Source organism: Nocardioides sp. zg-1308 (assembly GCF_013155375.1).
Lineage (GTDB): Bacteria > Actinomycetota > Actinomycetes > Propionibacteriales > Nocardioidaceae > Nocardioides > Nocardioides renjunii.
In genome coordinates this window covers 2,096,695-2,117,329 of sequence record NZ_JABJQY010000002.1, presented here as the reverse complement: position 1 = coordinate 2,117,329, position 20,635 = coordinate 2,096,695, and the positions used below count along the sequence as shown (strand labels likewise).

At 73.4% G+C, this 20,635-nt stretch carries 29 protein-coding genes; 14 read left to right on the top strand and 15 right to left on the bottom strand.

Annotated elements, in window-relative coordinates; all coding sequences use genetic code 11:
• Positions 1–30: 30 nt before the first annotated feature.
• The 5 genes from HN031_RS11990 to HN031_RS11970 all read right to left on the bottom strand — a co-directional run bounded on the left by HN031_RS11990 (position 31) and on the right by HN031_RS11970 (position 4,372).
• Positions 31–387 carry a hypothetical protein gene (locus HN031_RS11990; RefSeq protein WP_172270169.1) on the bottom strand — a complete coding sequence of 119 codons (357 nt, stop codon included), beginning with the start codon at positions 385–387 and terminating at the stop codon, positions 31–33.
• 18 nt (positions 388–405) lie between these two features.
• Positions 406–861 carry a universal stress protein gene (locus HN031_RS11985; RefSeq protein WP_172270167.1) on the bottom strand — a complete coding sequence of 152 codons (456 nt, stop codon included), beginning with the start codon at positions 859–861 and terminating at the stop codon, positions 406–408.
• Between the two features lies 1 nt (position 862).
• On the bottom strand, positions 863–2,287 hold the full coding sequence (locus HN031_RS11980; protein WP_216652115.1) for an APC family permease: 1,425 nt from the start codon (positions 2,285–2,287) through the stop codon (positions 863–865).
• 100 nt (positions 2,288–2,387) lie between these two features.
• Complete coding sequence (locus tag HN031_RS11975) at positions 2,388–3,053, bottom strand: response regulator transcription factor (RefSeq protein WP_172270163.1); 666 nt, start codon at positions 3,051–3,053, stop codon at positions 2,388–2,390.
• A complete protein-coding gene (locus tag HN031_RS11970; protein WP_172270161.1) occupies positions 3,050–4,372 on the bottom strand; it encodes an ATP-binding protein in 1,323 nt (440 codons plus the stop codon). Before HN031_RS11970 ends, HN031_RS11975 begins: the two co-directional genes overlap by 4 nt.
• A 167-nt stretch (positions 4,373–4,539) precedes the next feature.
• Here HN031_RS11970 and HN031_RS11965 point away from each other — a divergent pair, with 167 nt between their 5' ends.
• Together HN031_RS11965 and HN031_RS11960 are read left to right on the top strand one after the other, a co-directional pair.
• On the top strand, positions 4,540–5,802 hold the full coding sequence (locus HN031_RS11965) for a PspC domain-containing protein (RefSeq protein ID WP_172270159.1): 1,263 nt from the start codon (positions 4,540–4,542) through the stop codon (positions 5,800–5,802).
• Positions 5,803–5,822: 20 nt separating this feature from the next.
• Positions 5,823–6,092, top strand: a complete 270-nt coding sequence (locus tag HN031_RS11960; protein WP_172270157.1) for a hypothetical protein — start codon at positions 5,823–5,825, stop codon at positions 6,090–6,092.
• Positions 6,093–6,095: 3 nt separating this feature from the next.
• Here HN031_RS11960 and HN031_RS11955 read toward each other — a convergent pair whose 3' ends face one another.
• The gene (locus HN031_RS11955) at positions 6,096–7,202 is read right to left on the bottom strand and encodes a glycerophosphodiester phosphodiesterase family protein (protein WP_172270155.1); all 1,107 of its coding nucleotides are present in this window, start codon (positions 7,200–7,202) and stop codon (positions 6,096–6,098) included.
• Positions 7,203–7,268: 66 nt separating this feature from the next.
• Between HN031_RS11955 and HN031_RS11950 the strand changes: the two genes are divergently transcribed.
• Both HN031_RS11950 and HN031_RS11945 read left to right on the top strand, forming a co-directional pair.
• Complete coding sequence (locus tag HN031_RS11950; protein ID WP_367650740.1) at positions 7,269–7,811, top strand: YbaK/EbsC family protein; 543 nt, start codon at positions 7,269–7,271, stop codon at positions 7,809–7,811.
• A 104-nt stretch (positions 7,812–7,915) separates the two neighbouring features.
• The gene (locus tag HN031_RS11945; protein ID WP_172270151.1) at positions 7,916–8,473 is read left to right on the top strand and encodes a hypothetical protein; all 558 of its coding nucleotides are present in this window, start codon (positions 7,916–7,918) and stop codon (positions 8,471–8,473) included.
• A gap of 89 nt (positions 8,474–8,562) precedes the next feature.
• Here HN031_RS11945 and HN031_RS11940 read toward each other — a convergent pair whose 3' ends face one another.
• On the bottom strand, positions 8,563–9,075 hold the full coding sequence (locus tag HN031_RS11940; protein WP_172270149.1) for a Gmad2 immunoglobulin-like domain-containing protein: 513 nt from the start codon (positions 9,073–9,075) through the stop codon (positions 8,563–8,565).
• Positions 9,076–9,126: 51 nt separating this feature from the next.
• Between HN031_RS11940 and HN031_RS11935 the strand changes: the two genes are divergently transcribed.
• Entirely contained in the window at positions 9,127–10,167 is a 1,041-nt protein-coding gene (locus tag HN031_RS11935) for an LLM class F420-dependent oxidoreductase (RefSeq protein WP_172270147.1), read from the top strand.
• A gap of 9 nt (positions 10,168–10,176) precedes the next feature.
• Here the strand turns inward: HN031_RS11935 and HN031_RS11930 are convergent, their stop codons facing one another.
• Positions 10,177–10,689 (bottom strand): hypothetical protein, encoded by a 513-nt coding sequence (locus HN031_RS11930; RefSeq protein ID WP_216652114.1) that lies wholly within the window; start codon positions 10,687–10,689, stop codon positions 10,177–10,179.
• An 82-nt stretch (positions 10,690–10,771) separates the two neighbouring features.
• Here HN031_RS11930 and HN031_RS11925 point away from each other — a divergent pair, with 82 nt between their 5' ends.
• Positions 10,772–11,920 carry an acyl-CoA dehydrogenase family protein gene (locus HN031_RS11925; RefSeq protein WP_172270143.1) on the top strand — a complete coding sequence of 383 codons (1,149 nt, stop codon included), beginning with the start codon at positions 10,772–10,774 and terminating at the stop codon, positions 11,918–11,920.
• A 27-nt stretch (positions 11,921–11,947) separates the two neighbouring features.
• On the top strand, positions 11,948–12,163 hold the full coding sequence (locus HN031_RS11920; RefSeq protein WP_172270141.1) for an amphi-Trp domain-containing protein: 216 nt from the start codon (positions 11,948–11,950) through the stop codon (positions 12,161–12,163).
• Here HN031_RS11920 and HN031_RS11915 read toward each other — a convergent pair.
• Positions 12,153–13,043: an alpha/beta fold hydrolase gene (locus HN031_RS11915; RefSeq protein ID WP_172270139.1), complete on the bottom strand. Its 891-nt coding sequence runs from the start codon at positions 13,041–13,043 to the stop codon at positions 12,153–12,155. The two genes, HN031_RS11920 and HN031_RS11915, sit on opposite strands and share 11 nt — an antisense overlap.
• Positions 13,044–13,171: 128 nt before the next feature.
• Here HN031_RS11915 and HN031_RS11910 point away from each other — a divergent pair, with 128 nt between their 5' ends.
• Both HN031_RS11910 and HN031_RS11905 read left to right on the top strand, forming a co-directional pair.
• On the top strand, positions 13,172–14,806 hold the full coding sequence (locus HN031_RS11910) for an ATP-dependent DNA helicase RecQ (RefSeq protein WP_172270137.1): 1,635 nt from the start codon (positions 13,172–13,174) through the stop codon (positions 14,804–14,806).
• A gap of 40 nt (positions 14,807–14,846) precedes the next feature.
• Entirely contained in the window at positions 14,847–15,227 is a 381-nt protein-coding gene (locus tag HN031_RS11905) for a hypothetical protein (RefSeq protein WP_172270135.1), read from the top strand.
• Positions 15,228–15,233: 6 nt separating this feature from the next.
• On the opposite strand, the gene HN031_RS11900 is transcribed toward HN031_RS11905, so the two are convergent.
• Complete coding sequence (locus HN031_RS11900; protein ID WP_172270133.1) at positions 15,234–16,175, bottom strand: NAD(P)/FAD-dependent oxidoreductase; 942 nt, start codon at positions 16,173–16,175, stop codon at positions 15,234–15,236.
• A gap of 140 nt (positions 16,176–16,315) precedes the next feature.
• Here HN031_RS11900 and HN031_RS21560 point away from each other — a divergent pair, with 140 nt between their 5' ends.
• Complete coding sequence (locus HN031_RS21560; protein ID WP_367650739.1) at positions 16,316–16,789, top strand: GyrI-like domain-containing protein; 474 nt, start codon at positions 16,316–16,318, stop codon at positions 16,787–16,789.
• A gap of 25 nt (positions 16,790–16,814) precedes the next feature.
• Here the strand turns inward: HN031_RS21560 and HN031_RS11890 are convergent, their stop codons facing one another.
• Positions 16,815–17,117 carry a hypothetical protein gene (locus HN031_RS11890; protein ID WP_172270131.1) on the bottom strand — a complete coding sequence of 101 codons (303 nt, stop codon included), beginning with the start codon at positions 17,115–17,117 and terminating at the stop codon, positions 16,815–16,817.
• A 57-nt stretch (positions 17,118–17,174) separates the two neighbouring features.
• Complete coding sequence (locus HN031_RS11885) at positions 17,175–17,828, bottom strand: TetR/AcrR family transcriptional regulator (protein ID WP_172270129.1); 654 nt, start codon at positions 17,826–17,828, stop codon at positions 17,175–17,177.
• A gap of 84 nt (positions 17,829–17,912) precedes the next feature.
• On the opposite strand from HN031_RS11885, the gene HN031_RS11880 reads away from it, so the two are divergent.
• The 3 genes from HN031_RS11880 to HN031_RS11870 are packed head-to-tail and all read left to right on the top strand — an operon-like array spanning position 17,913 to position 19,029.
• Entirely contained in the window at positions 17,913–18,284 is a 372-nt protein-coding gene (locus HN031_RS11880; RefSeq protein ID WP_172270127.1) for a DUF1761 family protein, read from the top strand.
• Between the two features lie 28 nt (positions 18,285–18,312).
• Positions 18,313–18,603, top strand: a complete 291-nt coding sequence (locus HN031_RS11875) for a DUF1905 domain-containing protein (protein WP_172270125.1) — start codon at positions 18,313–18,315, stop codon at positions 18,601–18,603.
• A gap of 30 nt (positions 18,604–18,633) precedes the next feature.
• Positions 18,634–19,029, top strand: a complete 396-nt coding sequence (locus tag HN031_RS11870; protein ID WP_172270123.1) for an HNH endonuclease — start codon at positions 18,634–18,636, stop codon at positions 19,027–19,029.
• Here HN031_RS11870 and HN031_RS11865 read toward each other — a convergent pair.
• Entirely contained in the window at positions 18,989–19,264 is a 276-nt protein-coding gene (locus tag HN031_RS11865) for a hypothetical protein (RefSeq protein WP_172270121.1), read from the bottom strand. The genes HN031_RS11870 and HN031_RS11865 overlap by 41 nt on opposite strands.
• A 39-nt stretch (positions 19,265–19,303) precedes the next feature.
• Here HN031_RS11865 and HN031_RS11860 point away from each other — a divergent pair, with 39 nt between their 5' ends.
• Positions 19,304–19,813, top strand: a complete 510-nt coding sequence (locus HN031_RS11860) for a metallophosphoesterase (RefSeq protein WP_172270119.1) — start codon at positions 19,304–19,306, stop codon at positions 19,811–19,813.
• Here HN031_RS11860 and HN031_RS11855 read toward each other — a convergent pair.
• Together HN031_RS11855 and HN031_RS11850 are read right to left on the bottom strand one after the other, a co-directional pair.
• Positions 19,782–20,309 (bottom strand): DUF2243 domain-containing protein, encoded by a 528-nt coding sequence (locus tag HN031_RS11855; protein ID WP_172270117.1) that lies wholly within the window; start codon positions 20,307–20,309, stop codon positions 19,782–19,784. The genes HN031_RS11860 and HN031_RS11855 overlap by 32 nt on opposite strands.
• A 45-nt stretch (positions 20,310–20,354) precedes the next feature.
• Positions 20,355–20,555: a hypothetical protein gene (locus tag HN031_RS11850; RefSeq protein WP_172270115.1), complete on the bottom strand. Its 201-nt coding sequence runs from the start codon at positions 20,553–20,555 to the stop codon at positions 20,355–20,357.
• Between the last annotated feature and the right edge of the window lie 80 nt (positions 20,556–20,635).

Sequence of the window (20,635 nt, the reverse complement as noted above, 5' to 3'; positions counted from 1 at the left end):
CGGCGGGTGGGACAGCCCCGGTCGCCGACCTCAGGTGTGCACGGGCGACCAGAAGATGGCGACCGCGATGTTGGCGACCGTCAGCACGAGCAGACCGAGGTAGAGCCCCTGCGGGATGCGCGGCTTGCGCATGTTGACCATCACCAGGACCAGGATGACCAGGCCGATGCCGAACTTCACGCCGATCTTGGCGTGGTCCACGTCCGTGTCGCCCGCCTCGAGCACGCCGACGAGCAGCAGCCCGGCCAGGAACGCCGTACCGGCTCCGTCGCGCATCGGCGGGTTGACGACCTTGTGCGGCTCGCGCACCTGCACCAGGAGGCCGCCGAGCAACGCGGCGAAGCCGAGGACGTGGACGAGGAGCAGCACCAGCCGCAGGGTCTCCATGCGGACACCCTAGGCGGCTCAGCGCTTGCGCGGCTTGCGGGGAGCGGGGCGCACGACGAGCACCGGGCAGGGTGCGTAGTGCTGCACGCGCTGCGCGGTGCTGCCCAGCAGGACCGCGTCGCTCAGCCCGCGGCCACCGGCGGCGACCACGACCAGGCCGGCGTCGTACTGCTTGGCGGCCTTGATGATCTCGTTGGCCGCGGAGCCGCTCCGGATGCGCTTGTGGACCTTGGGTCCCCAACCGTCGAAGACCTTCGCGATCGTCGCGACCGCGCTCTCGGCGGCGTCGCGGAACGAGCCGGCCGGCCACTTGTTCTCCTCGGACAGGTCGTCGGCGAACGCGACCGAGGCCAGCGGGCGGATCACCGCCACCACGGAGATGTCGGTGACCTTCCCCGGGTCCGCGAAGGACTTGAGGTGCTTGGCCGCGGCGAGCGACTGCCGCGATCCGTCCGTGGCGACGATGACGTGCATGTCAGACCTCCTGGTCGAGTGGCGGAGTCGACGAGCCGGTGCCCTTGCTGCCGAAGAAGTACTCGGCGAGGAAGAGCACGAACCCGACGCCGAGCAGGCCCGCGCACCAGATCAGCGAGTGCGGGTCGTCGTAGATCGTGAAGTAGAGGATCGCGAGGTTGCCGACCAGGCCGACGAAGAGCAGCGGCGTGTTGGCCCGGAAGAACGGGTGGTCCTCGTCGCGCCCACGCAGCTTGAGGCACGCCACGATCACGATCGCGTAGATGGCCAGGAGGAGCACGACGGTGACGGTGGCGAGGCGCCCGACGAGGTCGATGCCGCCACCGGCCTCGGTGACGAGGGTGCCGATGACGAGCAGCGACGCCACCACGGCACCGGAGAAGATCAGGCCGACCCAGGGACTGCGGCGGACCGGGTGGATCTTGGCGAAGACGGCGGGCACCACGTCCTCGCGGGCCATGCCGTAGAGGACGCGCGGCTGGGTGACGATCGTGACCAGCGTGGTGTTGGTGATCGCGACGAGGGCGATGATGGAGAACAGCGTGGTCATGAAGTCGGTCGAGATCGGCAGGATGCCTGCCTTGACGACCTCGAGCAGCGCGGCGTCCGAGGTGGCCAGCGTCTCGGTCGGCACCGTCAGGGCGGCAGCCATCGACACCAGGACGTAGACCAGGCCGGCCACGACCATGCCGCCGACCAGCGAGCGCGGGAAGGCCTTGTAGGGGTCGATGGTCTCCTCGGCGACGTTGGCCGTGTTCTCGAAGCCGGTCATGGCGAAGAAGGAGAACGAGATGCCGGCGAGCACGGCCAGGGCCGGGCTGCCGTAGTCGCCCGAGGTGTCGATCTCGGTGAGCACGCCGAAGTCGGCGTTGCCCTCGGCGATGTGGACGACCGCGATGACCAGCACGATGAGCAGGCCGGCGACCTCGACGAAGGTCATCAGCATGTTCATCCACACCGACTCGGTGATGCCGATGAAGTTCACGACCACCAGCAGCGCCACGAAGACCAGCGAGATGAGCAGGGCGGGCGGACCGGACCACAGGGTCTCGAAGTAGGACGCGAAGCCGACGGCGAGCGAGCCCGACGCCGCCATGCTCGCGGCGAGGAACGACACGGTGATCAGGAAGGTGAGCGGCCGGTTGCCGAAGGCCTTGTTGACGTAGAGGGAGGCGCCGGCGGCCTGGGGGTACTTCGTCACCAGCTCGGCGTAGGCCGACCCGGTGATCGCCGCGATGGTCACGCCGAGGGCGAAGGCGATCCAGAACGCGCCGCCGACGGCTGCGGCGACCAGTCCGATGAGGACGTAGATGCCCGAGCCGAGCACGTCGCCGAGCGTGTAGAAGAAGAGGAGGCGGCCGGTGATGGAGCGCTTGAGCTCACTGTCGTCCTCGTCGGGACGGGGGATGGTGGCGGAGTCGGCCACGGGCGCCTCCATTTCCGAGTGGGGAAGGGGAATCCTCCGACCCCACCGCGTCGGCGCCGTTCTGTCAATCGTCACCACCCCGACGGGCGTCGTGCGGCGATCAGAGGAGGCGGCGGTCCGAGGCCCACTTGGTCAGCTCGTGGCGGCTGGAGAGCTGCAGCTTGCGGAGCACCGAGGACATGTGGGTCTCCACCGTCTTCACCGAGATGTAGAGCTCCTTGGCCACCTCCTTGTAGGCGTAGCCGCGGGCGATGAGGCGCATCACCTCGCGCTCGCGCTCGGTGAGCCGGTCGAGGTCCTCGTCGACGGCCGCGACGTCGATCGAGCCGGCGAAGGCGTCGAGCACGAAGCCGGCCAGCCGGGGTGAGAACACCGCGTCGCCGCCCGCCACCCGGGTGATCGCGTCGACGAGCTCCGGACCGGTGATCGTCTTGGTGACGTAGCCGCGGGCGCCGCCGCGGATGGTGCCGATGACGTCCTCGGCCGCGTCCGAGACCGACAGCGCGAGGTAGCAGGTGTCGGGCGAGGGCTGGCGCCGCATCACCTCGACCCCGCCGCCGCCGGGCAGGTGCACGTCGAGGAGCACGACCTGCGGGCGGAGGTCGCGCACGACGGCGACCGCGGCGTCGGCGTCGGCGGCCTCGCCGACGACCTCGACGACCCCCGCGCCCGTCGCGGCCAGCTCGGCGCGGACGCCGGCGCGGAACATCGCGTGGTCGTCGACGAGGACGACGCGCACGGCTCCACCTGGGCTGGCCTGGTTCATCGGTTCTCCTCGTCCTGGGGGTGGGTCTGGGGGTGGGTCTCGGTCTGGGCGTGCGCGCGGTCGCGCGGCATGTGCAGCCGCACCTCGGTGCCCTCGCCGGGGGCCGAGCGTACGTCCGCCCGCCCGCCGTGGCGCGACATCCGGTCGACGATGCTGCTGCGGACCCCGTGCCGGTCGCCGGCGACGCCGTCGACGTCGAAGCCGGTGCCGCGGTCGCGGACGAAGACGTCCACCGCGGACGGCGAGGTCTCGGCGTAGACGTCGGCGCGCTGGGTGCCGGCGTGCTTGGCGACGTTGACCACGGCCTCCCGGGCGGCGTGGACCACCGGCCGGAGCTCGTCGCCGAGGGGGCAGTCGCCGACGGTCACGACGTCCACGACGACGTTGTGCTGCGTCTCCACCTCGGCGGCCATCTCCTTGAGCGCGCCGGCGAGGGTGGTGGCGTCGGCGGTCTCCGCCTCGAACAGCCACTGGCGCAGGTCGCGCTCCTGCGAGCGCGCCAGCCGGGCGACCGCCGTCGAGTCGTGCGAGTTCTTCTGGATCAACGCGAGCGTCTGGAGGACCGAGTCGTGCAGGTGCGCGGCCATGTCGGCCCGCTCCTGGGTCCGCACGCGCTCGGCCCGCTCGGCGCTGAGGTCGTCGATGAGCCGCATCGCCCAGGGACCGACGACGATCGCGAGCCCCAGCAGGCCCAGCAGCCCGGCCACCAGCACCGGCACGGCGAAGGTCGCCTGGCCGGCGGCGACGGCGAAGACGATGAGGGCGGTCACGATCAGCCCGAGCCCCGCACCGATGCGGCCGTAGGCGGCCCAGCCGCCGCTGCCGAAGATTGCCCGGAACGGGTCGATGCGACCGGAGGAGTCCATCCACCGCTCGCGCTGGGCCTCGTCGGCCTGCCGCCACAGCAGGCCGATGCCGGCGATGCCGAGCACGACCGGCCAGAACAGCACGCCCTGGCCGAAGATCTGCTCGACGCCGAGGACCACCCCGAAGAACAGCGCACCCAGCGCGATGGCCGGACCGGCGTCGCGCAGGCGCGAGCGGCGACCCGGGCGCTTGCCGGTGCGGGTGGCGCTCTCCAGCCCCGGCGCACTGTGCTCGAAGCGCTGGTCGGCGGGCAGGAACACCCACAGGCCGGCGTAGAGCATCAGGCCGAACCCGCCGAGGAAGGCGGTGGCCACGAAGAACCCCCGCACCCACAGCACGGGCAGGGCCAGGTGCTCGGCCAGGCCGGACGCGACCCCGCCGGCGAGCGGCGCGGTCATGTCGCGGTAGGCACGGCGGGGAGCGCCGGGCCGGACGGGGTAGGTGTGGGTCATCGTGGCTCCATCGTCGCAGGCACGCGCGTGCGCGACCATGAGGATCGACCCGAGGACCGACCCCGAGCCGACCCTGAGTCGTCCCCGGGGGTGGCGCGCGGGATCGGGGCCGCGAATCAGGGCTGTCCCCGATGGTGCGACCCGCCCCCGCCGACGAGAGTTGAGCCATGGACGAAGCAAGCCCCACCACCGAGCACCCCACCCCGCCTCCCGGCGGGCCGGGCCGGCCCTCCGGTCCCCGCGTCAGCCGCGAGGAGATGAAGGACCTGGGCCGGCTGCGCCGCAGCGTCACTGACCGGCACATCGCCGGCGTCGCCGGCGGCCTCGCCCGGCACCTCGACGTCGACGCCGTCATCGTGCGGGTCGCCCTCGTGGTGGCGGTCTTCTTCGGCGGCGCAGGCCTCCTGGCCTACGTCGGCGCCTGGATCCTGGTGCCCGAGGAGGGCACCGACGACGAGCCGCTCGGCCTCGACCCGCGCAGCCGCACGCTCGCCCTCGGCGGCGTCGGCGTGCTCGCCGTGCTGTGCGCCGTGGGCGACTGGGCCGGCGCGTTCTGGTTCCCCTGGCCGCTGGCGATCATCGCGGCGCTGGTCGTGTGGTTCCTGCACCGCAAGGACAGGGGCGGCTCGCGCAGCGGGTACGGCTACGCGGCACCGACCTACGCCACTCCCCCCGGTGCCACCGACGACACCTCCGTCGACCCGTACGCCGACCCGTACGCCGATCCGTACGCCGACCCGTACGCCGACCCGTACTCAGCGGGGCCCGGCACCGAGCCGCAGTGGGAGCAGTACGCCCGCCCGCGCGGGCCCCGACAGTTCCGCAACCCGCGCCGGCGCGGACCCATCCTCTTCTTCTTCACCCTCGCCCTGGTCGCGCTCGCCGAGGGGGTCCTCGGCGTGGTCGACCTGGCCGGGGTGGACGTCACCGACAGCGCCTACCCGGCGCTCGCCCTCGGCATCATCGCCGCGATGCTGCTGGTCGGCTCCTTCTGGGGCCGCGCGGGCGGCCTCATCGCCCTCGGCCTGGTGGCCGCCCTGGCCACGGCCGCGGCGACCATCGGCAGCACCGTCGAGGACGAGGACCGCCTCTACACCCCCGTCAGCGCCGCCGCGGTGCAGGACAGCTACGAGTTCGGCGGCGGCGAGCTCGTCCTGGACATGTCCGACGTGTCCGACGTCGACGAGCTCGACGGACGCGACATCACCGTCGACGGCGTCGGCGGCCGGGTCGAGGTGATCGTGCCCGAGGGCGTGGACGTCGACGTGCGGGCGCAGGTCGTGGGCGGCGACGTCCGGGTCTTCGACCAGCGCCAGGACGGCTTCGACATCACCCTCGACGCCTTCCTCGACGGCGGCGACCAGGTGCCCGACATGTCCATCACCATCGACCTGCTCGGCGGCGAGATCATCGTCCGCGAAGCGGCCTGACGCAGAGGAACGAAGCAGTCATGAGCGAGAACAGCTACGACGCCGACATCTACGGCTACGACGAGCCGATGGTCGGTCCCCTCGACGCTCCCGAGAAGCCGTCCGGCCGGCACCCGGTCAACATCGCCCACCTCGTCATGGGCGTCGCCTTCGCCGGGATGGTGCTGGTCTGGGCGCTGGTCCAGGGCGACGTGGTCGACACCGGCGAGATGCGCTGGCTGATGCCGATCCCGTGGATCGCTGCCGGGGCCGCAGGCCTCGCCGCGACCGTGTGGCCCTCACGCAGGTGAGCGTCAGGCGCCGAGCGTACGCCGGTGCGAGCGCGGCGCGACGCTCTCGCGGAGCGCCGCGAGAGCGGCCTCGGGGTGGTCGGTGATCACGCCGTCGACACCCGCGGCGAGCAGCGCCCGGACCTCGGCGCCCATGTCGCCCGGGGCGTCGGGAGCCGCGCCCCGGCGCAGGTTGCTCGGCAGGAAGCGATTCTCTGCACGCACCGTCCACACGTGCACGGTGAGCCCGTGGCGGTGCGCGTCGCGAACCAAGGTCGACGGGGCGCCGATCGCACCACCGGCGTCGCACGGCAGCACCATCGACTTGTGCGGCCCGATGCCGTCCGCGTAGTCGTCGATCCACGCCAGGCCGTCGGGGGTGAGCAGGTCGCCGTAGGTGCGCGGGTCCCCCGCCGCCACCAGGTCGGCGGGACGGCACGACGACGGCTCCACCAGCTGGATGATCGGCAGCCGCGTGCGCCCGGCCAGCCGGCGCAGGACCGTCGTCTCGAACGACATGATGCCCACCCGCGCCCACGGGTGGTCGAGGCCGTGGCGGGCCAGGTCGCGCAGCAGCGGGGTGTCCAGCGGCAGCCCGGCGAGGTCGTGGTGGGTGGCGTGCTTGAGCTCGAGCAGCACCCCGACCGTGCGGCCGCGGCGGGCCGACTCCGCGCCGACCATCGCCAGCACCTCGTTGAGCGTGGGCACGCCCTCCGCGCCGTCGTAGGCCGTGTTGCCCGGCCGGGTGAGCGGCATCCGCTCGCGGGCGGCCAGCGTCTTGAGCTGCGCCAGGGTCAGGTCCTGCACGAACCAGCCGTGCTGCACCTCGCCGTCGACGGTGAGGGTGCGGCGCAGGTGGGCCAGCTCGGGACGGTCGGCGACGTCGGTGGTGGCGCTGAGCTCGAGGTCGTGGCGGGCGACGAGGACGCCGTCGCGGGTGGCGACCAGGTCGAGCTCGATGTCGTCGACCCCCATGCGGATGGCGGTGCGGTAGGCCTCGAGAGTGTGCTCGGGCCGGTGCCCGCTCGCGCCCCGGTGGGCGACCACGGCCGGCGTGAGCACGAGCGACGCGGCCGACGACGGGGCCGCCTCGACCGGCCGGTCGAGGGGCGCCTCGCGGGTCACCGTCATGGGCCCAGCGTGGGGGCCCCGTGCTGCCGTGCGATGACCCCGAGGTGAATGGCGCATGATGACCGCGTGACGCTCCCCTCCCTGTCCGCCCTCACCAGCCTGCCCGCCACCGAGCGGCCCGACCTGCTGGCGGCACCCGTCGCGGCGGCGCTGGCGGCGTGGCCGGGGGCGGCGGAGGTCGCCGTCGTGGAGATCGACCCGGACCTCGCCGACACGGCCGCGATGAGCGAGGCGTACGACGTCGCGATGACCGCCAGCGGCAACTGCGTGGTCGTCGCCGGGGCGCGGGCGGGCGAGGAGCGGGTCGCCGCCTGCGTGGTCCGCGCCGACACCCGCGCGGACGTCAACACGCTGGTGCGCAAGCTGCTCGACGTCCGCAAGGCGTCGTTCCTGCCGATGGACCGGGCGGTCGCCGAGACCGGCATGGAGCACGGCGGGATCACGCCGGTGGGGCTGCCGGAGGGTTGGCGGGTGCTGGTGCACGAGGCGCTCCTCGACGAGCCCGTCGTCGTCCTCGGCAGCGGCGTGCGACGCTCCAAGCTGCTCCTGCCGGGTCGGCTGCTCGTCGACCTGCCGGGCGCCGAGGTGGTGCCCGACCTCGGTCGGTGAGCCCCACGGGGGTGGCCCCCCTCCGGGTGGTGCGCCGGGCATGGATCGAGGGGTGGCGGGTACGAACCGAGTTCCGCACCGACCCGTCCACCCCCGGAGGACCCATGTCCACGAACACCCTGTCCCGCTCGCTCCACGACGTCGGCCTGGCGGCCTGGTTCGGCGGCACGCTCGCCAACGCGACGGCCCTCAACCACGCTGCCGCCGAGGCGGGCTCCCCCGGCCGCGTCGGGGCCGTGGCCAACGTCGGCTGGGACCGCTGGACCCCGGTCAACGCCGCGGCCATCGCTGCCCACGTCATCGGCAGCATCGGCATGCTCGGCAGCGACGCCGGTCGTGCGAAGGCCCAGAAGGGCGCCACCCGCACCGTGCTGATCAAGACCGGCCTCACCGCGGCCGCCCTCGGCGTCACCGCCTACAGCCGCGTCCTCGGCAAGCGTGTCTCGGCCGAGACCGCCGTGCCCGCCGAGTCGGGCACGGAGCCGGCCAGCACCACCCCCGCCGACGTGGCCGCCGCGCAGCGTCAGCTCAAGCTGCTCCAGTGGGCGGTCCCGGTCCTCACCGGCGCCCTGGTCGTCGTCAGCGCCCAGGCGGGCGAGGAGCAGCGCCCGTCCAACGTCCTCGAGGGCATCGCCGCCAGGATCACGGGCCTGCCCAGCTGACGTCCTCTCGACCCGAACGCTGATCGTGGAAGATCCGAGTCACCTGGTGGCTCGGATCTTCCGCGATCACGGTTCGGTGACAAGCCTCGTCAGTCCTTCTGGGGGATCCGCAGCCGCTGGCCGACGCGGATCGCGTCGGGGTCGGTGATCGCGGGGTTGGCCGCGACCACCTGCGCGACCGTCGTACGCGTGAAGTCGCGCAGCTTCCGCACGATCGAGGTCAGCGTGTCGCCGGTCTCCACGCGGTAGAGCAGCCAGCCGCGGAGGTCGGCGAACATCACGACCTCGACCTCCCGGGTGTGGAACCCCGGACTGGGCCCCTCGTCGGGCAGGCCCGGGTTGTCGCCGAAGACCTGCACCGTCAGGCGGGTGCCGTCTCGCGGCGGACTCGCCACGGTGACCCGTGCCGAGAAGGCGCCGACGCCGGCCATCCCGCCCTCCGACTGCGCGAAGTCCTCGGCCAGCACCCGGCCGCGGGGATCGAGCACCCGGATGCCGATGGTGCCCTCGAACCCGTTGCCGACACCGGCGACGAGGAACGTGCGTGCGACGAGGTCGTGCCGGGCGGGCTGGCGCACCCGTACGTCAGTGATGAGGCCCATGCCCGAGTATCGACCTTGCCATCGTGACAGTTCCACTGTCACGATTGCGGTATGCGCCTCGCGACCCTGCTGATGTACGACGGCAACCCCCGCACCGCGGCCGACCAGGTGGTCGCGCTGGAGAAGGCCGGTCTCGACAGCGTGTGGGTCGCGGAGGCCTACGGCTTCGACTCCCCCACGCTCATGGGCTACCTCGCGGCGAAGACCGAGACGGTGCAGATCGGCTCCGGGATCCTCAACATCTACTCGCGCACGCCCGGCGCCCTGCTCCAGACGGCGGCCGGGCTCGACAACGTCAGCGGCGGGCGCGCGATCCTCGGCATCGGGGTCAGCGGACCGCAGGTGATCGAAGGCTTCCACGGGGTGCCCTACCGCCGACCGATGGCCCGCACGGCCGAGGTCGTCGAGATCATCCGCAGCGGCCTCCGGCGCGAGCCGCTCACCGCCGACGGCGAGTTCCACCTGCCGCTGACCAAGGACGACGGCGCCGTCACCGGGCTCGGCAAGCCGCTCAAGCTGCTGACGCGGCCGGAGCGCGACACCATCCCCATCTGGATCGCCGCCCTCGGGCCCAGGAACGTCGAGCAGACCGCGCAGATCGCCGACGGCTGGATCCCCCACCTCTTCCACCCCGAGAAGTCGCACCTCGTCTGGGGCGACGCGCTCGCCGCAGGCAACGCCGAGCGGCAGGAGGGCCTCGCCCCGCTGCGGGTGATGGCGGGCGGGATGGTCGCCATCGGCGAGGGCCCGGAGACCAAGGCGCTGCTCGACCTCGCGCGACCGATCTTCGCCCTCTACGTCGGCGGCATGGGCGCCAAGGGCAAGAACTTCTACAACGACGTCGCCCGCGCCTACGGCTACGAGCAGGAGGCCGAGGAGATCCAGGACCTCTACCTCTCGGGCAAGAAGAAGGAGGCCGAGGCGCTGATCCCGGCCGAGTGGCTCGAGGCGGCGAACCTCGTGGGCCCCGAGTCCTACGTCAAGGAGCGCATCGCCGCGTTCGGCGAGGCGGGCGTCACCGACCTCAACATCACGCCGGTCTCCGACGACCCCGCGGCAACGGTCGCCCGGGTCAAGGAATGGGTGTCCTGACCCGTGCGCTCACCAGCGCCGGTCCAGCAGACCCGCCGCCCCACGCTGCTGCTCACCGAGCTCGGCGTCGAGCACCAGCAGGGCGCCGGTGAGCGCCGGCGTGGCCCACTGCAGCCACGACAGCCTGCGCCGCGCGTGCTCGGCGGCGCGTGGGTCGCGCGGGTGGCCGTCCTCGCCCTCGGCGCGTCCGAGGCGCTCGCCGTGGACGTACGCGGCAGCCGTGGAGGCGACCGCAGCGCCGGTGAGCAGCGCCTTCGCGACGGTGGTGACGGTCGTGGGCGCGTGCCCCGCGACCCGGTTGCGGTTGTCGGCGGTGATCGCGATGCCGCTCAGCAGGTGCAGCGCGATCGCCGCCCCCTGCACCGGTCCCCAGCGCTCCCACCCGGTGCCGGAGACCTCGACCTGCTCGCGCCGGGTGTCGGGCTCGCGCGCGGCCGGGTTGAGGCCCACCGCACCGAAGAGCGAGCCACCGAACCAGGCGGCGTTGGTGACGAGGTGCGTTGCGCGTATCGACGTGCTCACCAGACCCATCCCGCCACCGTAGGTGCGGCCCCGCCGCACCACCTCACCCCGCGGGACCACCCCGCCGACAGGAGTCGTCGCCATGCCTGAGCGCCCCAGCATCCTCGAGCAGGAGCACGAGGACTTCCGCGCCGTCGCGCGCGCCTTCTTCGACAAGGAGGTGGTGCCGTTCCACGCGCAGTGGGAGCGAGACGGCATCGTCGACCGCGAGGTGTGGCGCCGCGCCGGTGAGCGCGGGCTGCTGTGCTTCGACGTGGACGAGGCCCACGGCGGACCGGGGATACGCGACTTCCGCTACAACATGGTGCTCGCCGAGGAGTCCGCCCGCGCCGGGGCCTCCGGCCCCGGCTTCGCCGTGCACACCGACATCATCGTCCCCTACCTCTCCTCGCTGGGCACCGAGGAGCAGAAGCGGCGGTGGCTGCCCGGCTGCGTCTCCGGCGACCTCGTGACCGCCATCGCGATGACCGAGCCGGGTGCGGGCTCGGACCTGCAGGGCATCCGTACGACGGCCGTCGACGCCGGCGACCACTACGTCCTCAACGGCTCGAAGACGTTCATCTCCAACGGCATCCTGGCCGACCTGGTGGTCGTCGTGTGCCGCACCGACCCCGACGCCGGGCACCAGGGCATCTCGCTGCTCGTCGTCGAGCGGGGCATGGACGGCTTCGAGCGCGGCCGCAATCTCGCCAAGATGGGCCTGCACGCCCAGGACACCGCCGAGCTGTCGTTCACCGACGTACGCGTGCCGAAGGAGAACCTGCTCGGCGCCGAGGGGTCAGGTTTCGTCTCGCTGATGGAGAACCTGCCGCAGGAGCGCATCTCGATCGGGTGCATCGCGGTGGCCGCCATCGAGCACGTCCTCGACCTGTGCCTGGCCTATGCCCGCGAGCGGGAGGCCTTCGGCAAGCCGATCGGGTCGTTCCAGCACAACCGGTTCGTGCTCGCCGAGATGGCCACCGAGGCCCACATCGCCCGGGTCTTCATCAACGACTGCGTGCTGCGCCTCAACGCCGGCGAGGTCGACACCTCCCTCGCCTCGATGGCGAAGTGGTGGACCACCGAGCTGCAGAAGCGGGTCGTGGACGCGGGCGTGCAGCTGCACGGCGGCTACGGCTACATGGACGAGTACCCGATCTCCAAGGCCTACACCGACTCGCGGATCCAGACGATCTACGGCGGCACCACCGAGATCCAGAAGGAGATCATCGGGCGCATGCTGGGGCTGTGACGTCGAGCGAGGGCTAGGTTGGGCCCCATGGACCTCTTCGAGATGGACGAGACCCGGACGATGACCCGCGAGGAGGCCGCGACCAGGCTGCGCGCCCTCGCCGACTCCCTCGCCAAGCACAACTCGGTGGAGTTCCTGCGCGACGGTGGTCGCATCACGGTCTCCGTGCCCGAGCAGGTGAACCTCAAGGTGGAGGTGGAGCTCGGCGAGTCCAACGAGGTGGAGATCGAGCTCACCTGGTAGCCGCGAGCACCTCGGTCAGCCGCGCCGCGAACTCCTGCGGCTTGCCGGTCTGACCGAACTCCCCGCCCAGGAAGCCGTTGTGGCCGCCGGGGAACACCACCGGCTCCTGCCCGAGCGCTGCCGCCAGCGCGTACGCCGACCGGCCGGCGACCTCGCCGTCGGTGGGTCCGCCCGACTCCTCCCCCACCGCCACGACGACCCGCGTCGGTGCGCGGCGCACCGCCTCGAGGTCCGGCACGCGGGTGACGCCCTCGCCGCGCATGTTGGCCATCAACGGGTCGTTGCGCGAGCCGTCGTCGTCGGTCGGCAGGCCGAACATCGCGGGGCCCGGGGCCGGCTCGTCGCCGGTCACTTCGCCCCGGTGCACCACCAGCCCGATGAACCGGGCCATGGCCGGACCGAGGCCGCAGGCGTCGTAGGTGGCGACCATGTCGGCGCACACCCGCGCGATCGCGTCCGCGTCGGGCAGCAGCGCGGTCATCGGCGGCTCGTGCGCCACCAGGACGCGTACGTCGTCGGGGTGGGTGGCGACGAGGTGCAGGAAGTTGACGGCCGCCCCGGACGAGGCGAGGACGTCGACTGGGCCAGCGTCGAGGGTCCGGACGAGGGCGTGCAGGTCCTCGGCGTGCTCCTCGGGCGTGACGGCGGCGGTGTCGTCCTCGCGCGTGCTCCGGCCGGTGTTGCGCGGGTCGGTCAGCACGAGCACCCGGTCGGTGCCGAGCGCGGCGGCGAGGCTGCCGAACCCGGTGCTGTCCATGGGTGACCCGGCCAGCACGAGCGGCGGCGCGTCGGGCGTGGCGGTGGCCAGGTCGCCGAGCACGGAGAAGGCGAGCACGGCGCCGGGCACGGCCACCGTACCGGGCGTCCAGGGTGCGGTCATGGGGCCATCATCGAGCGGTCGTCGACGGCTCGCAACCACGTGCCGGCCCCGCATGGGCCGGGTCGAGCGGGGGTACCCCCACCCTCCGCGGACAGACCGGCCGGCGGCCGGGTGGGGAGGAACAGGCGTTGGCGACACGGTCGGCCCGCGTGCGGGAGGCAGCAGCGCACCACTTCGGCCACGAGTCCCTGCTGCCGGGGCAGGAGGAGGCGGTCAGCGCGCTGCTCGACGGGCACGACGTGCTGCTGGTGGCGCCGACGGGTGCGGGGAAGTCGCTGACCTACCAGCTCGCCGGGCTGCTGCTCGGTGGGTGCACCGTCGTGGTCTCCCCGCTCCTCGCGCTGCAGCAGGACCAGGTCGACGGGCTGACCGAGGCCGGCATCGGTGCCGCCCGGCTCAGCTCCGCGGAGTCCGCGGGGGACCGCGAGGAGGCGCTGCGCGCCGCCCGCGCGGGTGAGGTGAGGTTCCTGCTACTCTCACCCGAGCAGCTGGCCAACCCGGAGGTCCTCGCCGAGGTCGCCTCCCTCGAGCCGACGCTCGTCGCGGTCGACGAGGCCCACTGCGTCTCCTCCTGGGGCCACGACTTCCGACCGGACTACCTGCGGCTCGGTGAGCTCGTCGAGCGGCTCGGGTCGCCGCGGGTGGTCGCGATGACCGCGACGGCGGCACTCCCGACGCAGGAGGACATCGTCGAGCAGCTTCGCCTGCGACGGCACCGCGTCGTGGTCACCGGCTTCGAGCGGGACAACATCGCGCTGGCCGTGGAGCGGTTCGCCGACGGCCACGAGCAGCGGGACCGCGTCCTCGAGCTCGTCGACGAGCTGTCCGCGGAGCTGGTCGGTCCGGGCGGCGGGAGCGGCATCGTCTACTGCCGGACCCGCAAGGGGGCCGAGATGTACGCCGACGCGCTGCGCGAGCGCGGACACCGCGCGGCGGCGTACCACGCGGGGCTCCCCCAGCGGCGCCGCGCCGAGGTGCACGAGGCGTTCATGGACGACGGTCCCGACGGCGGGCTGGACCTCGTCGCCGCGACGTCCGCCTTCGGCATGGGCATCGACAAGCCCGACATCCGCTTCGTCGTCCACGCCGACGTGCCCGAGTCGCCGGACACCTACTACCAGGAGGTGGGCCGCGCCGGTCGTGACCGCGAGCCGGCGCAGGCGGTCCTCGCCTACCGCCCCGAGGACCTCTCGCTGGGGCGGTTCTTCGCCACGCCCGTGCCGAAGCCGGCCGACGTCCGCGCCGTCGTCGCCGCGCTGGAGGCCGCCGGCAGCGACGACCCGCGGGAGGTGAGCCAGCACGTCGACTTCGGGCCGCGCAAGACGGGCCGGCTCGTGAACCTGGTGGGCCTGGCCCGCGCGTCCGGCGACCTGCCCGAGGACGCCCCGGTGGGCAGGCTCGTCGAGGCCGTGGTGGCCCGGGCCGAGGCGCAGCGCAGGCTCGAGGCGTCGCGCGTGGAGATGATGCGGGCCTACGCCGAGACCGACCGCTGCCGCAGCGCCTTCCTGCTCGGCTACTTCGGCGCCGACACCCGCACCCGGTGCGGCGCCTGCGACAACTGCGTCGCGGGCACCGCCCCCGACGAGGAGCCGGACGCCGACCAGCCGTACGCCGTGCAGAGCACGGTCCGGCACGTGGAGTTCGGGCCCGGGACCGTGACCGACGTCGAGGAGGACCGGGTCACGGTCCTCTTCGAGGAGGTGGGCTACCGGACGCTCGCCCTCGAGGTGGTCGAGGACCGCGGCCTGCTCGAGGAGGCGTAGGGCCTTCCCGGGCCGCGCTCCGCGGGGCCACACTGTCCCGGTGACCGAGACCGGGGTGGGGCAGAGCCTGGGCGTCCGCTTCGCGCAGGCCGTCGCCGACCGGGACGAAGCAGCGCTGCGGGCGCTCCTCGCCGACGACGTCGACTTCAAGGGCCTGACACCGGGCCGCCTGTGGGAGGGCGCCGGACCGGACGCCGTCGTCGAGGCGGTCTTCGGCTCCTGGTTCGAGGAGTCCGACCACGTCGACCGTGTCGTCGAGGTCACCGAGGGCGACGAGGTCGCCGACACCTCACGCGTCGGCTACCGCTTCGACCTGACCAACCCGTCGGGCGCCTACGTCGCGGAGCAGCAGGCCTACTACCGCGGCGCGGAGCGGATCGAGCACCTGCGGATCATGTGCTCAGGCTTCCGGCCGCGCTGAGGAGGGCTAGAGCCGGTCCACCAGCTCGCGTGCCAGCGCGACACCCGAGAGCCAGGCGGCCTCGACCCGGGGCTTCGGGCCCCACCCGTCACCGCACACCCCCACCAGTCCGGCGGGCCGGCCGACGAGGGCGTACGGGTCCTCCCGCTCGCCGACCGGCCGGGCGAAGGTCCAGCGGTGCGCGTAGGTGTCCGCCGGCTCCGGCAGTCCCAGCAGGCGGCGCACGGACCCGACCATGGCCGGGACCGCCGAGGCGGGATCCTCGAGGTGTCGGCCGGCGAGGTCGGAGGTCGAGTGGAGGACCAGGACGGGGGCGTCGTCGCCGCGGCGCCGACCGTCGTCCGCCACCCAGCCGAGCGCCGGGTCGCCGTTGACGAAGGCGCCGTCGAAGCGACCGCTCGGGCTCACGTCGTCCCAAGTGCGCTCGGGCCAGCGAGCGGCCACGGCGATGACGGGCTCCCAGTCGCGGTCGAGGCTCGCCGCAAGGGGGTGGTCCCTCACGAGGCGACGGGCCTGCGGGTCCGGCATGGCGAGGACGACCGCGGCCGCGTCGAGATCGGCCACGTCCTCGACCGGCCGACTCTGGACCTCGAGCCCGGCGGCGAGGTCCTCGACCAGCGACCGCAGCCCGCGGGGTGCGCCCCACCGGGCGGGACCGCTCGAGAGCCGCACCTCACCGTCCTCGAGGACGCAGAACGTCTCGGTCCAGGGTGTGGCGAGGCCGCGCCGGGACCAGTCGTCGACCGCGTCCTCGAAGCCGCCGTCGGAGACGGTGAAGTAGGAGGCGCCGAGGTCGACCGGCCGGTCCCACAGGCGGCGCGAGGCCATCCGACCGCCCGGGCGGTGGCCGCGGTCCACCGCGCTCACGCCGACACCCGCCCTGCGCAGCTCGCACGCGCACGCCACTCCGGCCAGGCCCGCACCCACCACCACGACGTCCGCTGACATGGGCCGACCCTAGCCAAGCAGGACCCACCGACAGTCGGACGAGCGCCGGAGCGAGCCCTCCTCACCTCGAGGCCGAGCTGGAGCGCACCCGGTCGGCGGTCGCGTCGCTGCGCCGGCTGCTGCGACCGGACCCCGCGCCGGTGCACGTCGAGCTGCGCTCGGTGCCGGCGACCACGGTGGCGGCGATCGAGGGCGAGGTGGGTCGGGACGACCTCCTGGCCTGGTACGCCGGGGCGATGGCCGAGCTCGACGCGGTGCTCGACGCGGTGCTCGACGAGCCGACGGGCCCGCCGGGAGGGCTCTACGACAACGCGCTCTTCGAGGTCGACCGCGGGCACGCGCTCGTCCACCGGCCGGCGGAGCGGCCGCCGCGCCGCGGTCGCGTGCACCCGGTCACGCTGCCTGCCGTGGAGCTGGCCGTGGCCACCCACGTCGGGGCGCACGACGACATCGAGGTGACCGACGGCGAGGTCGGCGCCTGGGTGGTCGCCACCGCGCTCGCGGTCGCCGGCCCGGTGCGCGAGACGTACGTCGTCGGGCCGCGGGACACCGCCGACCCGGCCGCCTGGCGCACCGAGATCGGGTGGCCGGTCTTCCGGGTCGCCCCGGCATGAGCCACGACCCGCCGCGCGGCGGGCGTCAGTCCCCGCCGCGCTTCTCGTGCAGCCGCTGCTGGGCCTCCGCGAGGTAGGCCAGGCACGGCGCATCCTCGCCGGGGTGCTTCTCGACGAGGTGGAACGACCAACGGTCCATGGCAGCGAGGTAGCCGTTGTCGCCACCGGCGCGGTGCGTCGACCACGCCCGGTCGCCGCGTGCCGTGCAGGACGTGCAGCTGATCCGGTAGAGGAACTGCTGCTCGCCGTCGAGGTCGATCCTCACCCGGGCGAGCGGTCCGGCCTCCCGCGCGGCCTTGCGCTCGCGCGCCGAACGGCTCGCCACCATGTCGTTCCTCCACCCTGGGCGCGGAGCCCCTCCGCGACCGTCCGCGGCCACCCTAGGTCAGGCGCCGGCTCCCGGTCCGGGTGCGTAGCGCGCCAGGAACGTCTCCACGGCGCTGACCGCGACGGCGGCGAGGTCGGCGGGATCCACCTCCGTGGCACCGGCCTGCAGGGTCCGGGCGTTGAGGTGCTCGCCCACCGCCAACCAGGTGATCTGGTGGGCGGCCGTCGCGGGGTCGTCGATCGAGAGGGCACCGCGCCGGTCCAGCTCGCGCAGGGCCTCGGCGAGGTCCGCGATGTTGGCGTCCCAGCTGTCCGCGACGTAGCCCGCTGCCACCTCGGGGAACCGCAGCGACTCCGCGGCGACCAGGCGGCGCATGCGGACGACGTCGGGGGCGAGGACGCCGGCCTGCACCGTGCGCGCCAGCGCGAGCAGCCCGGCCCGCACGTCGTCGGCGGCGAGCAGCGCGTCGAGCGCCGGTCGCATCGCTCCCCTGCCCCGGGCGGCCCAGTCCCGCACCACCGCGGAGTAGAGCTCGTCCTTGGACGCGTGCTCGCGGTAGAGCGAGGACTTGGAGATCCTGGCCCGGGCGGCGACCTCGCTCACGGTGGCGCCGTCGAGGCCGCGCTCGAGCATCACCGCGCGCGCGACGGACAGGAGGTCGTCGCCCTGGCTGCCCGAGGGGCGACCGCGACGTCGCGTGCTGGCCTCCACCGTCACCCCCTTTCAGTACTTGACGGTACCCGACATCGGGCGTACGTTTTCAGTACCGCATGGTACTCGCCCGGGAGGCACGACATGACCGCACTCGGCATCGCCCTCGCCGCCGTCGCCGGACTCGTCATCGGCGGGGTCGTCTACGCGCTCGTCCCGATGCCGGACCTCGAGCCGGTCCCGGCGCCGGCCCGCACGGGAGGGCTCACCGCGGTGGTCGAGCTCGCCCGCAGCGCCGCCGTGGCCGCCATGCTCGCCGGCGTGATGGCGTTCGGCGACCTGGCCGGCGCCGGCGACGGCGCGCTGCTCGGCCTGCTGCTGGTCGTGGTGCCGCTCGTCCTCCTGGCCGGGTCCGTGTTCCACGAAGGCGCCAGCACCCGGAGGGCGACCGTCCACGCCGCCGACTGGCTCCTCAAGCTCGTCGCCCTCGGCGCCATCGTCGGCGCCTTCCGCTGAGACCACCACCCACTGTCAGGAGCCCCGCATGTCCGCGAGCACCGAAGGACCGATCGACATCACGTTCACCGCCACCCTCGGGAAGGTGCGCCCCGGCGACACCTGGACCTGCGTCCAGCTGCCCGGGTCGGCCGAGGCCTTCGGCACCCGCGGCCTGGTCAAGGTGGCCGGGACGGTCGACGGCGAGCCGTTCCGCGGCGCGTTCATGGCCCTCGGCGACGGCACCCACAAGCTCCCCGTCGCCCGGAAGGTCCGCGACCGCATCGGGAAGAACGACGGCGACGAGGTCACGGTCCACCTGGCCGAGCGCCTGTCCTGAGCGGCTGCCCCGAGCGCCTACGCTGCCCCGGTGGCGGTGAACCGATCCCGGCGGGCCCGGGCCGCGCGTCGACGGCAGCGGCGGATGTCGGCGATCGAGCACGACCTGACCGAGACCGAGTGGTCCGCCCTGCTGGAGGCGTGGGCTGGCTGCGCCTACTGCGGTGCGACCGGGCAGCCCCTGCAGAAGGACTGCGTCCTGCCGCTGTCCCGCGGCGGGCGCTACACGCTGCCCAACATCGCCCCGGCGTGCCGCTCCTGCAACGCCAGCAAGTGCAACGACGAGGTGACGGGCTGGCTGCGCCGCAAGCGGCTCGACGAGCGCGCCTTCCTGGTGCGCCACGCCGAGGTGCAGGCCCAGCTGCAGGCCCAGCTGCGGGCCGAGGTCAGAGCGGAGTGTCCTCCGGCACCACCCGCAGCACGCTGACCGTCCCCGCCTCCCGGCCCAGCACGACCTTCACGCCGTCGAGCCGCTCGAGGGCGGCGCGGACGTCGTCCTCGTCGAGGCGGGTGTCGACCGCGATGTCGGCGTCGCGGACCGGCACCGTGGTCGCCGGCCACTCCTCGGACGGGACCTGGAAGGGGTCGAAGTCGGTCTGCGCCGCCGACCACAGCTGGAGCGCGGACTCGGCGACCATGTCGTCGATGGTGTTCTCGGCCATGGCTCGACCGTACGCGGCGGCTCGCAGTTGACTGGACCCATGTCCACCCGACTCCTCCTGATCGCCGACACCCACCTGCCGAAGCGTGCCCGCGACCTTCCCGCCGAGGTGTGGCGCGCCGTCGAGGAGGCGGACGTGGTGGTCCACGCCGGCGACTGGGTCGACGTACACCTGCTGGACGAGCTCGAGGAGCGGTCCCGGCGCCTGGTCGGGGTGCACGGCAACAACGACCACGGCGCGCTGCGCGAGCGGCTGCCGGAGGTGGCGCGGGTCGAGATCGAGGGGATCCGGTTCGCGGTCGTCCACGAGACGGGGCAGGCGACAGGGCGCGAGGAGCGGATGAGCGCGCAGTACGCCGACACGGACGTGCTCGTCTTCGGCCACAGCCACATCCCGTGGGACACCACGAGCGCGACGGGGCTGCGGCTGCTCAACCCGGGCTCACCCACCGACCGGCGCCGGCAGCCGCACTGCACCTACCTGACGGCGACGGCACGCGACGGCGAGCTGCACGACGTCACGCTGCACCGGCTCCCGCCACGGGCGTAGGCGCCCACGACCGGTCGGCCAGCGACCGCGCGCCGGAGCGCGCGAGGAGCCAGCCGGTCACGACCAGGGCGGCCCCGAACGCCAGGAACCCCAGGTCCCACGACAGCGGCCCACCGAGGTCGTCGCGCACGTGGTGGACGCCGAGCAGCTGGTGGTCGACGAGGCCCTCGACGAGGTTGAACGCGCCCCAGCCGGCCAGCACGCCGCCGAGGTGGAACCGCCAGCTCGGCGGCAGCCGGCCCTGGCGCCACTGGGCCAGCGTGACGATCGAGGCGCCCAGCACCACGAACCACGAGAAGAGGTGGAAGAAGCCGTCGGCCAGCGTGTTGACCTCGAGGCCCGCGACCGTGGTCACCGGGTGGTCGGCGGTCGCGCTCACCATGTGGTGCCACTGGAGGATCTGGTGCAGCACGATCCCGTCCACGAACCCGCCCAGCCCGATGCCGTACATGAGGCCTGCCGCGGCCGACGGGGGCTCCCCGACGTGTGTCGTCATGGCGCCCCGGTACCCAGCGGGCGCGGGCCTACCGAGCCGGACCGGTCAGGGCGTGGGCCCGCCGTCGCGGTGCGACGGGCAGTCCGGGTTGGTGCACTCCCGTACGTCGACCGGGTCGTCGCCGGCACCCACCACGCCGTCGTCCGGACCTGCCGGTCGCCCGGCGTCGTCGCCGGCCGTGCCGGGGTGGGCGAGCAGGCGGACCTCGGAGCCGCAGACGGAGCACGCGTCGTAGTCGGAGTACACGGCTCGACCCTAGCCAGCCCGGCGGGCCGGGCACCATGATGTGACCCCCGCCACACCCGTGGCGCGGACCCCGTGCCTCG

Bases quoted from the DNA above. Each gene is read 5' to 3' on its own strand.
- HN031_RS11865 (WP_172270121.1), bottom strand. From the start codon at position 19,264: ATGGCCGAGAACACCATCGACGACATGGTCGCCGAGTCCGCGCTCCAG.
- HN031_RS11965 (WP_172270159.1), top strand. From the start codon at position 4,540: ATGGACGAAGCAAGCCCCACCACCGAGCACCCCACCCCGCCTCCCGGC.
- HN031_RS11925 (WP_172270143.1), top strand. From the start codon at position 10,772: ATGCCTGAGCGCCCCAGCATCCTCGAGCAGGAGCACGAGGACTTCCGC.
- HN031_RS11985 (WP_172270167.1), bottom strand. From the start codon at position 861: ATGCACGTCATCGTCGCCACGGACGGATCGCGGCAGTCGCTCGCCGCG.
- HN031_RS11880 (WP_172270127.1), top strand. From the start codon at position 17,913: ATGACCGCACTCGGCATCGCCCTCGCCGCCGTCGCCGGACTCGTCATC.
- HN031_RS11855 (WP_172270117.1), bottom strand. From the start codon at position 20,309: ATGACGACACACGTCGGGGAGCCCCCGTCGGCCGCGGCAGGCCTCATG.
- HN031_RS11890 (WP_172270131.1), bottom strand. From the start codon at position 17,117: ATGGTGGCGAGCCGTTCGGCGCGCGAGCGCAAGGCCGCGCGGGAGGCC.
- HN031_RS11940 (WP_172270149.1), bottom strand. From the start codon at position 9,075: ATGGGCCTCATCACTGACGTACGGGTGCGCCAGCCCGCCCGGCACGAC.
- HN031_RS11990 (WP_172270169.1), bottom strand. From the start codon at position 387: ATGGAGACCCTGCGGCTGGTGCTGCTCCTCGTCCACGTCCTCGGCTTC.
- HN031_RS11955 (WP_172270155.1), bottom strand. From the start codon at position 7,202: ATGACGGTGACCCGCGAGGCGCCCCTCGACCGGCCGGTCGAGGCGGCC.
- HN031_RS11860 (WP_172270119.1), top strand. From the start codon at position 19,304: ATGTCCACCCGACTCCTCCTGATCGCCGACACCCACCTGCCGAAGCGT.
- HN031_RS11970 (WP_172270161.1), bottom strand. From the start codon at position 4,372: ATGACCCACACCTACCCCGTCCGGCCCGGCGCTCCCCGCCGTGCCTAC.
- HN031_RS11875 (WP_172270125.1), top strand. From the start codon at position 18,313: ATGTCCGCGAGCACCGAAGGACCGATCGACATCACGTTCACCGCCACC.
- HN031_RS11935 (WP_172270147.1), top strand. From the start codon at position 9,127: ATGCGCCTCGCGACCCTGCTGATGTACGACGGCAACCCCCGCACCGCG.
- HN031_RS11960 (WP_172270157.1), top strand. From the start codon at position 5,823: ATGAGCGAGAACAGCTACGACGCCGACATCTACGGCTACGACGAGCCG.
- HN031_RS11915 (WP_172270139.1), bottom strand. From the start codon at position 13,043: ATGACCGCACCCTGGACGCCCGGTACGGTGGCCGTGCCCGGCGCCGTG.
- HN031_RS11945 (WP_172270151.1), top strand. From the start codon at position 7,916: ATGTCCACGAACACCCTGTCCCGCTCGCTCCACGACGTCGGCCTGGCG.
- HN031_RS11920 (WP_172270141.1), top strand. From the start codon at position 11,948: ATGGACCTCTTCGAGATGGACGAGACCCGGACGATGACCCGCGAGGAG.
- HN031_RS11900 (WP_172270133.1), bottom strand. From the start codon at position 16,175: ATGTCAGCGGACGTCGTGGTGGTGGGTGCGGGCCTGGCCGGAGTGGCG.
- HN031_RS11975 (WP_172270163.1), bottom strand. From the start codon at position 3,053: ATGAACCAGGCCAGCCCAGGTGGAGCCGTGCGCGTCGTCCTCGTCGAC.